Raw genomic sequence first — 14651 nt, 5'->3', positions numbered from 1 at the left:
TGTTCAGCCGAATGGCAGTGAATGCAAAGCGTTGAAGTCGCAGTTCAAGCGGGGGCAGCAACTGGACATTTCGCGGTTTACGTTCGCGGGTGACCGCAATACGGGCATCCGCAACAACACCCTCTACCTTTACGACACCACCGGCCACCGCGCCGACATCCAGCGCGCCGCCGACCTGTGGGTCAAGGCCGTGCGCGACCGAGGTGGATACCTGGATATCAAGTTCATCGACCACAAGACGCCCGAGGCCGTCAGCGTGCTCGTTGATCCAAGCCTGCCGGTGCTCGGCCGAGTGACCGGTGGTGGGCCGTCGCTCACCGTGCGGATTAGCCCGCAAATGTTCGCGTCCACGGTTGGCGCGACCAGCCGAATCATGACCATCGCGCACGAAATGGGCCACGCGATGGCACTCGCGCACAGCTGCGACGACCTGCTCATGGTCTCTGGTCGCTCGCGCAAGCCGGGACTTACCCCGCAGCCTCTCGACGCCGAAATCCTCATCCTGCGCAACAACCTGCGCCAGAAGCCGACGCCTACCCCGTCGCCGTCGCCTGTTCCCCCGCTGGTGACCACGACAACTTCGACGACGTCCGAGCGTCCGAAGCCGACGCCGACTACGTCCTCGACTTCTTCGTCTTCTTCGTCTTCGAGCCAGCCGTCCTTCCCGGACCTACCACCACTGCCGATGCCGACCATCCCGAGCGCCCAGCCGGTACCGACCCCGACGACCTCCGAGGCGCCCACCATCACGGTGACGATCACGCCGGAGACCACGACACCTACTTCCTCGTCTGCCACGTCTTCCTCGGAAAAGCCTTCGCCGAAGCCTTCGTCAAAGTCATCCCAGGCTCCGACTACCACCCGTATCGTCTTGCCGTCATACGTTGCGCCGCCGAAGCCTTCCACCGAGGCGGAAGGGCAGCACATCGTTGACCAGGCCGCAGCCGAATTCAACGCTGCGGGTGTCGAGCTGCAGAACGCCTCCGACACGGTGGCGAAGATCCTTGCGGAGAACCGCTTCAAGAACGCCGAGCGGGCACTCAAGGAGGCGCAGGACAACCTCGATAAGCTGCGCGAACAGCTGAAGCCAGAGACGCCGGCGACGACGCCAACCACGTCTGCCACGCCAACCACGAAGGCTTCGACTACGCAGACATCGACCACGTCCAGCTCGCCGTCTTCAAGCACGACGAGTACAACCGCGCCGGTAACCACCACCACCCCGACCACGCCGGTTTCTACCACGTCCGCGCCGCGGACAACCACTTCGGCAACCCCGAGCGTGTCGGCCACCCCAACCACGTCGACGACTTCCGCGACGCGGACAACGCCGACGGTGGCGACGTCGACAAGTGGGGAGACCTCCACGTCGTCGCCTCGCTGCTGCCCGAACTGCGGTGCCACCCCGCCGCAATGCGACGCGCCGCTGTACGAGCCCGCCGTGAAGCCGCGCAACGTTCAGGCCGCGCGCCTCGCGCTCGACGCCGCGAAACTCGACCACAAGGTCGCCGAGACCCGCATGAACATCATGCGCCGCACGAACTACCCGCCGCTCATCAACGACGCGCAAGCCGACCTCGACCGCACCTTCTTCCGCGTCAACGAGGCGCAGGAGAACCTCGACGAGCTGCTGGCGAAGGAGCCAACGCCGAGCTCCTCAACCAGCTTGACGACGTCCCCTTCGTCCACCACCCCAACCACCTCGGAGACGCCAACCTCCGCCTCGGAGGAGCCTTCGGCCTCGGCTTCTACTTCAGTTTCGGTGGAGCCTTCGGTGGAGTCCACCACGCGGACAACCGAAACGACTTCGGTTGCTCCGTCGACCACTTCGGTTGAGCCTTCTACCTCGGTTAGCGTCGAAGTAACCACGCCGACGACTACGTCGACCACGTCGGAGCCGTCCGCGGAGCCTTCGACCTCGGAGGAGCCGAAGCCGGAGCCGTCCGCGCCGCGGACAACCGAAACGACATCGGCCGCTCCGACGACTACCTCGACGGAACCTTCTACCTCGGTTAGCGTCGAAGCAACCACCACTGAGGCCACTACGACCACCCAGTCCACGACCGAGTCCGCCACCACGACCGAGTCCACCACGCGGACAACTGAGCAGACTTCGGAGCCGGAGGTGGAGACGTCGACAAGTGAGCTCACACCCGAGCCAAGCGTTGGGGCGCCTGCTACCTGCGCGAAGGATGGCTCCTCAAGTGGATCCTCTGAGAACTGCGAGGGCAGCTCGAAGGGTGGCATCATCGCGGCGATCGTGGTGCCACTGCTGGCGCTGCTTGGCGCTGCGGCGTTCTGGGCGAAGGACCACCTCAAGTTCTAGTCAGTGCCAAAGGACGCACCCGCTTTTTCGTGACCTGGGGTTTTGCCGCCTCAGCGAGATGGAATTGCGTCCTTTGGCACTGAGGGTGGCTGGGGACGCACCAAAATCCCACACTCACTCCCAGCGACCTGGGGAAATGTCGAGGGGCTCTGTGAAAATGAGGGAATTTGGTGCACAGCCAAGCAAAAAGCCGCCCGGGAACACCCAGGCGGCAAACACTTAGAAGCAGCGACCTACTTCTTGTAGTTGTCGATGGAGGCCTGCAGGATCTTCTCAGCCTCTGCCTTGTTGCCCCAGCCGGAGCCGGAGACTTCCTTGTTCGGCTCGAGGTCCTTGTAGTGGACGAAGAAGTGCTCGATTTCGTCTTTGAGGAACTGGGAGACGTCGTCGATGTCCTGGTAGTGGTCGTAGCGGACGTCGTCGATGACGCAGAGGAGTTTGTCGTCGCCGCCGGCTTCGTCGGTCATCTTGAAGACGCCGATTGGGCGTGCCTTGACGATGACGCCTGGGAAGACGGACTCAGGGAGGATGACGAGGGCGTCCATTGGGTCGCCGTCGTCGGCGAGGGTTTCGTCGATGAAGCCGTAGTCGAGTGGGTAGGCCATCGGGGTGAACAGGTAGCGGTCGAGGTAGACCTTGCCGGTCTCGTGGTCGAGTTCGTACTTGTTGCGGGAACCCTTGGGGATTTCGATGGTGACTTCGACAGCCATGTGCGCTCCTTTTGTAGTCGCGTTGATAATACCGGTACTTATCATACGGGGCTGCGTCGCCGTGTGGGTTTGGGCTACGCTTATGCGCCGTGAAGCTTTGGACTTGGATTGTTGGCGGGGTTGCGTTGGTCGCGGTGGGTGGCGCGGCTGGCTTCGGTGTGGCGGCGCAGCAGGAGTTGGCGCGCATTGAACACGCCCCGGCGTATCAGTTGCCGCAGGCGGAGCCGGTGTTGGTGCCGGCGGTGCCACGCCCAGTGGATGTCCAGGCACTGCAGGCGCGCCTGGCGAAGCTTGCGGAGGACCCCGCGTTGGGCACGTTCCACGCGCGGGTGTCGGACGGTTCGACGGGTGAGGTGCTGTTTGATCGGTTGGCGGGGGAGGCGTTGCGCCCGGCGTCGACGACGAAGATTCTGACGGCTGCCGCGGCGGTGTTGGAGTTGGGGGCGGATGACAGGATCGAGACGCAGGTGGTGAGTGGGGAGCAGCCGGGCTCGGTCGTGATCAAGGCGAACGGTGACGTGTGGTTGGATGCGATGGCCATCGACCAGCTCGCCGAGCAACTCAAAAACCAGCAGGTTACCGCCGTCTTCATCGACACGAAGGCGTGGGAGGGCCAGCCGACCATGATGCCGGGCTGGGACCCCGTGGACATCGATGGCGGCTTCGTCGCGCCCCTGGAGCCGGCGATGCTCTCGGGCGGCCGCCTGAACGGGGAGACGGAGGGGGACGTGCCGCGCTCGCATACCCCGGCGTTGGATGTGGCGCAGGCGCTCGCGGACCGCGTGGGTGCGCAGACGGTCGGCATCGGCCCGGCACCTGCGGAGGCGGAGACGCTGGCAAGCGTGGAGTCGCCGGACCTGGTGCAGCGCCTGCACATGATGATGAAAGAGTCCGACAACGTCTACGCGGAAGCCATCGGCAGGGAAGTGGCGGCCCACGTAGGTATCGACGCCCCCTCTGCCACCCTGCACGTCCTGGCGGAGCACGGCTTTGACACGGACGGCATCACGCTGGTGGACAGCTCGGGCTTGTCGGTGGATAACCGGATCACCCCGCGCATGTTGGACAGCATCCTGAGTGATGCCACCCAGCACGAGCAGCTGCGCCCGATGCTGGACGCGCTGCCGGTCGCGGCTGGCGACGGCACCTTGGCCACTCGCTACGGGGACCTGGCCGGGCGTGGGTGGGTGCGCGCGAAGACGGGCACCTTGGACGAGACGTCCGGGCTGGCCGGCACGGTGACTGCGGAAAGCGGCAACGTGTACACCTTCGCGTTGCTCTCGAATGACTCGGACATTCTGGAGGCGCGCCGGGCGATGGACATGTTTGCCTCGGCGCTGCGGGAGTTCTAGCGATGGAGCCGTTCTGGCCCCGGCGCAGCCCCCACTTTTTGGCGTGCCGCCGCGCGGTGCGCGGGTGGACGGAGCCTGCGGTAATTGGGCTGTCGGGTGGGGCGGACTCGTTGGCGCTGGTGGCGGCGGCCGCAGCGGAACGGTTGGACGTGACGGCGCTGGTGGTGGACCACGGGCTGCAGGAGGGGTCGGCGGCGGTGGCCCGGCGCGCGGCGGAGCAGGCGCGGAACTTTGGGGTGCCCGCGGAAATCGCGACCATCCAAATCACACACACAGGTAAGGGCACGGAGGCCGACGCCCGCCAGGCCCGCTACGCGGCCTTGTTCGAGCACGCCGGCCCCGACCGGGATGTGTGGACGGCCCACACCGCCGACGACCAGGCCGAAACGCTGCTGCTCGGGGCGCTGCGCGGCAACCCGGCAGGGATGGCGTCGCGCGCGGGCAGGTTGGTGCGCCCGTTGCTGGGTGTCCGCCGCGCGGACACCGCGGGCGCCTGCGCCGAACTGGGCGTCGCACCCTGGCAGGACCCGATGAACAAGGACGAGCGGTACCGGCGTGTGGCGCTGCGCAACCGGGTGATTCCGCTGCTGGAGGAGATCGTCGGTGGGGAGGTGGTCCCGGCGTTGGCGGGCACGGCGGACCGGATCGCGCAAGCCGCGGCGCAGCTCCAGCGCATCACCCCGGCCGCGAACGAAGACACGCTGGACTGTGCGGAGCTCGCAACACTGCCGTCGGTGGTGAGGAGGGCGGTGTTGGCGGAGTGGGTCGTCGAGAAGCGGGGGGAGGTCAAAGGTGCCCACGTTGCGGCGATTGAAGCCTTGGTGACGAACTGGCGGGGGCAGGGCGCGGTGCAGCTCGGCGGGGGAGTGCGGGTGGAGCGGCGCGGCACAACGCTTCTGTTCGCGTAAATGGTTGTCCAAGGTGACGTGAAAGTGGCAAGATGATGAACTGATGCCAACCGAGAAGGGCTTGAGAAAGGGCACCCGATGACCGAGCTGTATGACAAGAAGGATTTCAACGTTGCGCCACACCGCTACGGAGACGACGTAGAGGCGGTGTTGATACCCGAGGAAGACCTGCAGCGGCGCATCCAAGAGCTGGCTGACATGGTCTCCGAGAAGTACCGCGACTCCGAGCAGGACCTGGTGCTCGTGTGCGTGCTCAAGGGCGCTGTGTTCTTCTTGACGGACTTCGCCCGCAAGCTTTCCATCCCGTGCGAGATGGAGTTCATGGCGGTGTCCTCCTACGGTAGCTCCACCACCTCTTCGGGCGTGGTGCGCATTCTGAAGGACCTGGACAAGGAGATCGAAGGCCGCGACGTGCTCGTGGTCGAGGACATCATCGACTCCGGCCTGACCCTGTCGTGGCTGCTGAAGAACCTGTCGGGGCGTAACCCGAAGAGCCTCGAGGTGATCACGCTGCTGCGTAAGCCTGAGGTGCAGAAGGCCAAGATTGATCTTCTCGACGTCGGCTTCGACATCCCGAACGAGTTCGTCATCGGCTATGGCCTGGACTACGCCGAGCGCTACCGCGACTTGCCGTACGTGGGCACGTTGCACCCTCGCGTCTACTCCGACGCGCCTGAGGACATCTAATACACACAGAAGAGCTGTATGACCAAGAATAAAAACGTGTTGCGGTGGGGCCTGATCGGCGCCACCGTGCTTATTGTTTTGTACCTGCTCACCCTCATCGGGGATGACACCCGCGGCTACCAGCGCGTGGACACGTCGATCGCGATGGAGCAGCTGCAGAACAAGAACGCCAAGGAAGTCCAGATCGACGACCGCGAGCAGCGCGTCCGCATTGACCTGCGGGAGCCGATCAAGGTCGAAGAGCGCGAGGGCGTCGAGCAGATCAGCGCTCAGTACCCGGCGCGCACCACGCCGGAAATTTTCGGCGCGGTGAAGGAAGCCGCGCCAGACAAGTACAAGACGAACGTGACGCAGGAGTCCTTCCTGATGTCGATGCTCGGCTTCATGCTGCCGATGGTGCTGATCTTCGGCCTGCTGTTCTTCTTCATGTACCGCATGCAGGCCGGGGGCGGCATGTTCGGGATTGGGTCGTCGAAGGCGAAGCAGCTGTCGAAGGACAATCCGACGAATACGTTCGCGGACGTCGCGGGTGCGGACGAGGCCGTCGATGAGCTGCAGGAGGTCGTGGACTTCCTCATTGACCCGAAGATTTACGAGTCGCTCGGCGCGAAGATCCCGCGTGGCGTGCTGCTGTACGGCCCGCCCGGCACGGGTAAGACGCTGCTCGCCCGCGCAGTTGCGGGTGAGGCCGGGGTGCCGTTCTACACCATCTCCGGCTCCGACTTCGTGGAGATGTTCGTCGGCGTGGGCGCCTCCCGCGTGCGCGACCTGTTCAAGCAGGCACGCGAGAACTCGCCCTGCATCATCTTTATCGACGAGATTGACGCCGTCGGCCGCCAGCGCGGCTCCGGCATGGGCGGCGGCCACGACGAGCGCGAGCAAACCCTGAACCAGCTGCTGGTGGAGATGGACGGTTTCGGCGACCGCGAGGGCGTGATCCTGATCGCGGCGACGAACCGCCCGGACATCCTGGACCCGGCGCTGCTGCGCCCGGGCCGCTTCGACCGCCAGATCCCGGTGACGAACCCGGACATCGCGGGGCGCGCCCAGATTCTGAAGGTGCACGCGAAGGGCAAGCCGTTGTCCAAGGACGTGGACCTGGATGCGCTGGCGAAGCGCACCGCCGGCATGAGCGGTGCTGACCTGGCCAACGTGCTCAATGAGGCCGCGCTGCTCACCGCCCGCATTGGCGGCAACGTGATCACCCCGGACGCGCTGGAGGAGGCCACGGACCGCGTGATTGGCGGGCCGCGCCGCTCCTCCAAGGTGATCTCGGAGAAGGAGAAGAAGGTCACCGCCTACCACGAGGGTGGGCACACGCTCGCGGCGTGGGCGCTGAAAGACATCGAGCGCGTCTACAAGGTCACCATCCTCGCCCGCGGCCGCACCGGCGGGTTCGCCATGACGGCCGACGAGGACGACAAGGGCATGTACAACCGCGACGAGCTCTTCGCCCAGCTCGTCTTCGCCATGGGTGGGCGCTCCGCGGAGGAGCTCGTCTTCGGCGAGCCGACCACGGGTGCGTCCAACGACATCGAGCAGGCCACCAAGATCGCGCGCGCGATGGTCACCGAGTACGGCATGACCTCGGCGCTGGGCACGGTGAAGTACGGCCAGGCGCAGGGCGACGCCTTCTCCGGCATGGGGGCGGGCGCCAAGATGGAGTCCTCGCCGGAGGTTGCGGCCACGATCGATAAGGAGGTACACACGCTTATCGACGCCGCCCACGCCACCGCCTACGGCATCCTGGAGCAGTACCGCGACCAGCTGGACACCATGGTGTCCAAGCTGCTGGAGAAGGAAACGCTGCGCCGCCAAGACCTCGAAGCGCTCCTCGAGGGTGTGGAGCCGCACCGGCCGGAGCTGCCTGCCTACGACATCCGCTTCGGCCGCCAGTTCGGCCGCGAGCCCGTCAAGACCCCGGTCGAGCTTGCCGAGGAGCGTGGCGAGGAGCCGCCGAAGCGCTTCTCCATCCTTGAGGCGTCGCGTGAGACGCGGGAGCGGCGTCGAAAAGAACGGGAGAAGGAGCACGGCGCTCCGCTGCCACCGCCACCTGCGGGAGGCGCCCCGACCTACGGCGGGCCGAAGCCGCCGAGCGACTGGACGTACCCGGGCGCGCCGAAGCGTGAGCCCGCGCCGGGGCCAAAGCCTGAGCCTGTGCCGAAGCCTGAGCCGGATACGCACCCGGGCATGGACAACTACCGTCCGGACGAGGAAATCGGGTTCCGCCTGCCGGAGCACGAGCGGCCCGACCAGCCCGACCGACCGTCAGAGGAAGAAACCAAACAGCTGCCACGACACAGGAGCAACGAGGATGACCAGTAAGTTCGACCGCGCCCGCGCCGAAGCCGCGGTGCGCGAACTCCTCATCGCCGTCGGCGAAGACCCGGACCGCGAGGGCCTGAAGGAAACCCCGGCGCGGGTCGCGAAGGCGTACGAGGAAGTGTTCGCGGGGCTGCACCAGGACCCGACCGAGGTACTCGAGAAGACGTTCGCGGAGGACTACCGAGAGCTCGTGCTGGTGCGCGACATCCCGGTGTACTCCACGTGTGAGCACCACCTGGTGCCATTCTTTGGCAAGGCGCACGTCGGCTACATCCCGGGCAAGGAAGGCAAGGTCACGGGCCTGTCGAAGCTCGCCCGCCTGGCCGATATGTACGCGAAGCGGCCACAGGTGCAGGAGCGGTTGACGGCGCAGATTGCGGACGCGATCGTCGATAAGCTGGGGGCTTCCGCCGTGATTGTGGTGCTGGAATGTGAGCACCTGTGTATGGCGATGCGGGGCATCCGCAAGCCTGGTGCCGTGACGACGACCTCCGCGGTGCGCGGCGGCTTCCAGAAGAACGCCGCCTCCCGGGCCGAGGTCTTGAGCCTGATAAGGAGCTAACAATGGTCAGTGTGCAGGATCTCACCGCGCCGGGGCGCACGACGGTGATGGGCATCGTCAACGTCACGGAAGATTCGTTTTCGGACGGCGGGAAGTGGCTCGCGGTTGACGACGCCCTCTCGCACGCCCACGAGCTGGTCCGCCTGGGCGCGGACATCATCGACGTGGGTGCGGAGTCGACCAGGCCGGGCGCGACGCGTGTGCCCGCCGAGGTTGAAGCGGCGCGCGTGGCCCCGGTGATCCGGGCCCTTCACGAAGACGGCATCCGCACTTCCGTGGACACGATGCGCGCCGCCACCGCCGAGGCCGCCGCCGAGGCGGGCGTGGACCTCATCAATGACGTTTCCGGCGGGCTCGCGGACCCGGACATGTACGCCACGATGGCGCGCACGGACCTGCCGGTGTGCCTGATGCACTGGCGCGCCCAGCAGTTCGTGAACGCCTCCGGTGCCGCCGACCACGGCGGGGACGTGGTGGCTGACGTGCTCGGCCTCTTCGACGAGCTGGTTGCCAACGCCACGGCCGCTGGGGTGCGCCCCGAGCAGATCACGCTGGACCCGGGCCTCGGCTTTGCCAAGACCCCGCAAGAGAACTGGCAGCTGCTGCAGGCCCTGCCCGCACTCATGGACTGCGGCTACCCGCTGCTGGTGGGGGCCAGCCGCAAGCGCTTCCTCACCGGGGTGCGCGCCGCCCGCGGGCTCGAGCACGGGCCTATCGACGCCGACCCAGCCACCGCCGCCGTCACCGCCCTGTGCGCGCAGGCTGGCGCCTGGTGCGTGCGCGTGCACGAGGTGGCCGTCTCCCGCGACGCCGTGGACGTGGCCGCCGCGTGGAAAGCGGGCAACCTTGGCTGACCGCATTGAACTCAAGGGCCTGTCCGTCTACGCGCACCACGGCGTGCTGCCGCACGAGCGCGAGCACGGGCAGCGCTTCCTGCTGGACATCACCTGCTGGCTCGACTTCGCAGGCGCCGCAGCCACCGACGACCTGACCCAGACGATGAACTACGCGGAGCTAGCCCAGTTGGCCAGCGACATCGCCTCGGGCACGCCGCGCCAGCTCATCGAGACGGTGGCCACCGAGATCGCCGATGCCGCCATGGAGCGCTTCGACATCCTGCACGCGGTGGAGGTCACGCTGCACAAGCCGCACGCGCCGATCCCGCTTCCCTTCGAGGACGTCGCCGTGGTGGCACGCCGCTCCCGTAAACGGATGGGGGCCCGCTGATGCGCGCGGTGATTTCGGCAGGCTCCAACATGGAGGACTCGCGTGCCCACCTGCAGTCGGTCGCCGACGAGTTCGCCGCCGAGCTCCTCGACGCAAGCTCGATTTACGCCACCGCGCCCTGGGGCGGGGTGGAGCAGCCAGACTTTCTCAACCAGAGCTTTCTTATCGAAACCGACAGCGACGACCCGTACAGCCTCCTCGCCCGCTGCCAGCGCCTAGAGCAGCAGGCGAACCGGGTACGCGACGTGCGCTGGGGCCCGCGCACACTGGACGTGGACATCATCGACTTCGAGGGCTACCGTAGCGACGACCCTGAGCTGACGCTGCCGCACCCACGCGCGCACTTGCGCGAGTTCGTGCTGGTTCCCTGGCTGGAGATTGACCCGCACGCCAAGCTGCTCGATCGCCCGGTCAGCGAGATTCTCGCGGAGCTGGAACCGCAGGGGGTTCGCAAGCTGTGAAACGCACGCCGCTGTCCGGAGTGATCGCCGTGTTCGGGTTTTGTACCGCCGCGGCGTTCATTGTGGTGCGCCGCCTGTTCGGCCTGCTTGAGTCGCTGAACATGGTGGTGCCGCTGAGCCTCTGGATCGTCGCCGCGGTGTGTTTCTACGTTGCGTTCATGGTGCACAAGCGCCGTGATGAGGGCAAGGTTGGCCTGGATCGCAGCCAGCTCAACCCGATGATGGCGGCGAACTTCATGCTGTTTGGCAAGGCCTGCACCTGGGCAGGAGCGGTCAGCGGCGGGCTGTACGCGGGGTGCCTGCTCTTCGTGCTGCCCCGGATGCACGTGCTGATGGCCGCGGCGCAGGACGTGCCGCCCTTGGTCTCCGGGGCGTTGGGCGGCGTCACGCTGGCGGTGGCCGGTGTCGTGCTGGAACGGGTGTGTGAGGTGTCGCCACCCTCAAGTGGAGAACAGGTTAGCTAAGGTAGTGGGCATGAAAAATACTTGGGTGATTGTTCCATTTGTGGCTGCGCTTGCAGGCACAGTGGTGATGTTGTTTACCAACTCCGCGAACATACTCAAGCTTTCGCTGATCTTGGCATTGTGGGCGGCCGTCGCGGGCCTCATCGTGATCTACCGCCTGCGCCGCGACAACGAGGAGGCCACGCGCCTGCAGGAGGAGCGGGAGAAGACGTTCGCCGCCGAGCTCGAGGCCGCGCGCGCTGGCGCACCCTCGGGTGTCGACGCCCCCTCCGAGGAATTGCTGCGCGACATTCAGGAGGAGCTGCGCTCCCTGCGCTCCACGATTGAGGAGATGAGCGGGCACGTCTTCGAGTACGAGCCTGCTGCCGTGCACGCCGCGGCGCGCCGCATCCAGGAGATTGAGTCCTTCACACAGCCCACCTACGAACCGTCCGACGACCGCCCGGCCGGGGCGCCGTCCTCCGACGCGATCGCCGGGCGCATTGGCAGCCAGCCGAGCCGGGAGACGCAGAACCCGCTCACGGCGCTGATTAGCGAGCACCAGGCGAAGCAAGAAGCGCAGGAAGCACAAGAAGCACAAGAAGCACAAGAAGCGCAGAAGTCGGCGCCTGAACCGACACCAATCCCGGAGCCTGAGCCCGTACCCGAGCCAGTGTCTGAGCCGGAGCCCGAACCGGAACCAGAGCCTGAGCCTGAGCACGGCCGCCACGAGCAGCCAGTCACTGAGGTCATCGAGGCCGTGCCGGAACCAGCCCCGCGTGTTGGGGGACGCCGCCGCCGTGACGCGGCTGGCGAGAACGCTGTTTCCGTCGCCGAGCTGCTAGCGCGCCGCAACAAATGAGCCCAACGCTGACTATCGCCGCCTGGCGCGGCCCCAGTGCGCTGAGTGATCAGCTCGCGCGCGCCGGGCACCGCGTGACGTACCCGCGCGTGGCCGCGGACATCGCCGCCGCCGACCTGGTGCTCCTCGAGGGCTCCGCTGACTTCATCGAACGTGCCGCCGCCGAGTGCGCGCCGTTCGTGCGCCCGAGGCAGATGTTCTGGCACACCAACCTGGACCACGGCGCCCAGCTCCTCGACGAGGTGGAGGTCGCAGGGGCCGTCGTCATGTGCGCGCACAACATCGTGGACAACGTGTGGGTCACCTCCGCAGCCGACGAGCTGGGGGAGACCGTGATCGCGCTGCTGCTCGGGGAGCTCGGGCAGGTCACGATGCCGATCACGGATGCGGATCGCCCACTGGTGGCCACCGCCCAGCACCTTCGCGCCCTGCAGCGCGTCGTCCGGGAGGACGCACTCGCGCTGCTGCGGCAGGCCAACCCCAACTTCGAGGCGGTCGCGGACGCCTTCGACAGCGCCGAGCTGCCGCCGCTGCGCCCGCTTGACCGGGCACCGGTTGGGGGAGACGGGGTGCGTCGATTAGTAGAAGTATTGGAGCGCCGCGCGGCGCAGCAACGAGAGGAAAACCTGTGACTTTTCAACCGGGCAACGCGGTCGTCGTGCGTGATGAGCAGCTGCTGGCCACCTACGGGCGGGCGTTTCGCAAGATCGGCAAGACGATTGCGGTCGTGCCGCTGGGCGCCGACGTGCACGCCGGGCACATCGAGCTGATCCGGGCGGCGAAGTCCCTGCTCGGCGCGTACGTGTTCGTCACCTACTCCGGCGAGGAGGTGCCTGAAACCTTCCGCAACGAGGGCGTCGACGTAGTCTTCCACGGCGAGCTGCGCACCGCCGTGAGCGTGCGCACCGGAATGGAGCACCTCGACGACGCCGACGCCGTGTCCCGCGACGTCGCCCGCATCCTGGCGGTGCTCAACGCCACCCATGCCACCGACCTGGTGATGGGAGAGAAGGACTTCGAGCTGCTCGTGGCCACACAGCTGGCCGTGTCTGGGCTGCGCATGGAGGTCAAGCTGCACAGCGTGCCTACCGTGCGCATGCCGAACGGGCTGGCGCTTTCGCTGCGCAACGAGCGCGTCGCCGAAGACGCCCACGACCAGGCGCTTGCGCTGTCCGCGGCGCTGACCGCCGGGGCCCACGCCGCCGAGCACGGCGCCGAGACCGTCCTGGACACCGTGCGCGGCGTACTCGAGGCCGCCGGGGTTGCACCGGCGTACCTCGCGGTGCGTGACCTGGCCATGCGCGAGGCCCCTGCCCAGGGCGACGCCCGGCTGCTCGCAGCCATCGACCTGCCCGCCACCGACGGTGGCACGGTGCGCCTCCACGACAACGTTGGTCTGCCGCTCGGCATCGGCTTCAAACACATCGAGGACTAGGGCGGAAAGACGAGGGCCATAGCGAGAAACGGCGAGTTATTCGCTACACTCTTTGGCATGCCTATAGACCTGATTGCTGGAATCCTGAACGAGCGCTTCGGCATGGACTTCACCCCCGAGCAAGTCCAAGCCACAGGGCGCACCGAAGACTCACAGCTCTTCGTCGCCAGCAATGATGCAGGCCAGGCCGTCGAAGTCGAGCTTTTCGACGCCACCCAGCCCGAGAACCAACGCCGCGACATCGCAGGCCTGAACCGGGCGCTTGCCGCCTCGAACCACCCCGGCGCGTTCCAGCCGCGCAGTGCCGGCTACACCGACGACGGCCACCTCTACGTACTGCGCGAAGCCCCGACCGGCGCTTCGCTCGCTCGCCTGATCAGCGACAAGCGTGCTGACGGTGGCGTATTCACCCCCGCCGAGGCCCGCGAGCTGCTCATCGGCGTGGCTGAAGCCATCGACGACTACGACGCCCAGGGCCTCGGCGCGTTCGTGGCCCGCTCCGTGGACGCCTCCCGGATGCTGGTGCAGCCAGCCTGGTCCAGCGTCCCCGTCAAGCTCACCCTGGTCGGCCCGACGGCCACCGCACCCGAGCACGCCGAGGAGCAACACGCGGCGAACGTTGCAAGCTTCATTGAACTGTTTAACTCTATGACCGGCCTGGACGTCGACGAGGACGCCGCCAACGCCGCCACCGGCTGCGTCGGCTACCTCAACGCCGTCGCCGGTGAACCCCTCGATGAGCCGGAGGTGTCCCCGGTCGCGCCGGGCGCCACCGACGGTTACCGCCAGCCACCGCAGCCCTACCCGTATGGGCCGACCGGCGAGTACGTGCGCCCAGAAGACGAGAAGAAGTTCAAGCTCTGGCCGTTGATCGCGGCCATCGTGGCGCTGCTGCTCATCGCCGCAGGCGGCATCTGGTACTGGATGCAGCACCGCGGTGAGGAGTGGGTCGGCGTCGAGGCCGAAATCGCCGAGACTTACCCTGGCATCGTGTCCGACAAGGCTGGGCAGAAGGGTTGGCACGGCCTGATCTGTGACTCCGCCACGCCAGACGAGGGCCAGGAGGGCAAGATCCGCTGCGCGAACGAGACGTTGGGGGTCTCCGTCGCAAAGTATGTTTCTTCTGATGCGCTCGATCGTGTCCTGCCGGACCCGAAGGAAGCCGTCGTGCTGGGCTCCGGCGAGTGCCTCATCTACGACTACCAGCTTCCCGACGCCACCCCGCCAGCCTTCGTGCTGACCCCGCGCACTGAGCGCGAGTACATGGTGGTCATCAACGGCGATGATGCCGAGGCACAGCGCCTCGACCTGCCACTGTGTGCCCCAGTTGCTGACGAGGAGTAGCCTAAGCCG

The 14651-nt window shown here is 66.7% G+C and carries 15 protein-coding genes; 14 read left to right on the top strand and 1 reads right to left on the bottom strand.

Translation table 11 applies throughout. The features are described 5' to 3' along the window. The first annotated feature begins 31 nt into the window (after positions 1-31). Complete coding sequence (locus tag KBP54_RS09475; protein ID WP_256005533.1) at positions 32-2326, top strand: hypothetical protein; 2295 nt, start codon at positions 32-34, stop codon at positions 2324-2326. A 233-nt stretch (positions 2327-2559) separates the two neighbouring features. Here the strand turns inward: KBP54_RS09475 and KBP54_RS09470 are convergent, their stop codons facing one another. Further along, positions 2560-3036 (bottom strand): inorganic diphosphatase, encoded by a 477-nt coding sequence (locus tag KBP54_RS09470; RefSeq protein ID WP_256005532.1) that lies wholly within the window; start codon positions 3034-3036, stop codon positions 2560-2562. Positions 3037-3125: 89 nt separating this feature from the next. Between KBP54_RS09470 and dacB the strand changes: the two genes are divergently transcribed. From dacB to KBP54_RS09405, 13 genes are all read left to right on the top strand, one after another. Further along, positions 3126-4388 (top strand): D-alanyl-D-alanine carboxypeptidase/D-alanyl-D-alanine endopeptidase, encoded by a 1263-nt coding sequence (dacB, locus tag KBP54_RS09465; RefSeq protein ID WP_256005530.1) that lies wholly within the window; start codon positions 3126-3128, stop codon positions 4386-4388. A 2-nt stretch (positions 4389-4390) separates the two neighbouring features. Next, positions 4391-5296 (top strand): tRNA lysidine(34) synthetase TilS, encoded by a 906-nt coding sequence (gene tilS, locus KBP54_RS09460; protein WP_256005529.1) that lies wholly within the window; start codon positions 4391-4393, stop codon positions 5294-5296. Positions 5297-5374: 78 nt separating this feature from the next. Next, the gene (gene hpt, locus KBP54_RS09455) at positions 5375-5983 is read left to right on the top strand and encodes a hypoxanthine phosphoribosyltransferase (RefSeq protein ID WP_176754803.1); all 609 of its coding nucleotides are present in this window, start codon (positions 5375-5377) and stop codon (positions 5981-5983) included. Between the two features lie 18 nt (positions 5984-6001). Further along, positions 6002-8308: an ATP-dependent zinc metalloprotease FtsH gene (gene ftsH, locus KBP54_RS09450; RefSeq protein ID WP_256005527.1), complete on the top strand. Its 2307-nt coding sequence runs from the start codon at positions 6002-6004 to the stop codon at positions 8306-8308. After that, a complete protein-coding gene (folE, locus tag KBP54_RS09445; protein WP_256001066.1) occupies positions 8298-8870 on the top strand; it encodes a GTP cyclohydrolase I FolE in 573 nt (190 codons plus the stop codon). Before ftsH ends, folE begins: the two co-directional genes overlap by 11 nt. Before the next feature lie 2 nt (positions 8871-8872). Next, a complete protein-coding gene (folP, locus tag KBP54_RS09440) occupies positions 8873-9724 on the top strand; it encodes a dihydropteroate synthase (protein ID WP_256005526.1) in 852 nt (283 codons plus the stop codon). After that, positions 9717-10097 carry a dihydroneopterin aldolase gene (gene folB, locus KBP54_RS09435; protein WP_256005524.1) on the top strand — a complete coding sequence of 127 codons (381 nt, stop codon included), beginning with the start codon at positions 9717-9719 and terminating at the stop codon, positions 10095-10097. The genes folP and folB overlap by 8 nt, the downstream gene beginning before the upstream one ends. Beyond that, complete coding sequence (gene folK / locus KBP54_RS09430; RefSeq protein WP_070361895.1) at positions 10097-10558, top strand: 2-amino-4-hydroxy-6-hydroxymethyldihydropteridine diphosphokinase; 462 nt, start codon at positions 10097-10099, stop codon at positions 10556-10558. Before folB ends, folK begins: the two co-directional genes overlap by 1 nt. Next, entirely contained in the window at positions 10555-11022 is a 468-nt protein-coding gene (locus KBP54_RS09425; RefSeq protein ID WP_070361896.1) for a DUF3180 domain-containing protein, read from the top strand. Before folK ends, KBP54_RS09425 begins: the two co-directional genes overlap by 4 nt. Before the next feature lie 10 nt (positions 11023-11032). Next, complete coding sequence (locus KBP54_RS09420; RefSeq protein WP_256005523.1) at positions 11033-11863, top strand: DUF6779 domain-containing protein; 831 nt, start codon at positions 11033-11035, stop codon at positions 11861-11863. Beyond that, entirely contained in the window at positions 11860-12495 is a 636-nt protein-coding gene (locus KBP54_RS09415; protein ID WP_256005521.1) for a hypothetical protein, read from the top strand. Before KBP54_RS09420 ends, KBP54_RS09415 begins: the two co-directional genes overlap by 4 nt. After that, positions 12492-13298, top strand: coding sequence for a pantoate--beta-alanine ligase (locus KBP54_RS09410; protein WP_256005520.1), 807 nt, complete (start codon positions 12492-12494; stop codon positions 13296-13298). Before KBP54_RS09415 ends, KBP54_RS09410 begins: the two co-directional genes overlap by 4 nt. A gap of 57 nt (positions 13299-13355) precedes the next feature. Then, positions 13356-14642 carry a protein kinase family protein gene (locus KBP54_RS09405; protein WP_256005518.1) on the top strand — a complete coding sequence of 429 codons (1287 nt, stop codon included), beginning with the start codon at positions 13356-13358 and terminating at the stop codon, positions 14640-14642. Positions 14643-14651 lie beyond the last annotated feature (9 nt).

The organism is Corynebacterium pseudogenitalium, from assembly GCF_024453815.1.
Lineage (GTDB): Bacteria > Actinomycetota > Actinomycetes > Mycobacteriales > Mycobacteriaceae > Corynebacterium > Corynebacterium pseudogenitalium.
Note: the sequence above shows the minus strand (reverse complement) of the source record. Positions and strands in the feature narration are given on the sequence as shown.

Excerpts from the sequence above, each read along its gene's own strand:
- KBP54_RS09470 (WP_256005532.1), bottom strand. The coding sequence starts at position 3,036 with ATGGCTGTCGAAGTCACCATCGAAATCCCCAAGGGTTCCCGCAACAAG.
- tilS (WP_256005529.1), top strand. The coding sequence starts at position 4,391 with ATGGAGCCGTTCTGGCCCCGGCGCAGCCCCCACTTTTTGGCGTGCCGC.
- hpt (WP_176754803.1), top strand. The coding sequence starts at position 5,375 with ATGACCGAGCTGTATGACAAGAAGGATTTCAACGTTGCGCCACACCGC.
- ftsH (WP_256005527.1), top strand. The coding sequence starts at position 6,002 with ATGACCAAGAATAAAAACGTGTTGCGGTGGGGCCTGATCGGCGCCACC.
- folE (WP_256001066.1), top strand. The coding sequence starts at position 8,298 with ATGACCAGTAAGTTCGACCGCGCCCGCGCCGAAGCCGCGGTGCGCGAA.
- folP (WP_256005526.1), top strand. The coding sequence starts at position 8,873 with ATGGTCAGTGTGCAGGATCTCACCGCGCCGGGGCGCACGACGGTGATG.
- folK (WP_070361895.1), top strand. The coding sequence starts at position 10,097 with ATGCGCGCGGTGATTTCGGCAGGCTCCAACATGGAGGACTCGCGTGCC.
- KBP54_RS09420 (WP_256005523.1), top strand. The coding sequence starts at position 11,033 with ATGAAAAATACTTGGGTGATTGTTCCATTTGTGGCTGCGCTTGCAGGC.
- KBP54_RS09415 (WP_256005521.1), top strand. The coding sequence starts at position 11,860 with ATGAGCCCAACGCTGACTATCGCCGCCTGGCGCGGCCCCAGTGCGCTG.
- KBP54_RS09405 (WP_256005518.1), top strand. The coding sequence starts at position 13,356 with ATGCCTATAGACCTGATTGCTGGAATCCTGAACGAGCGCTTCGGCATG.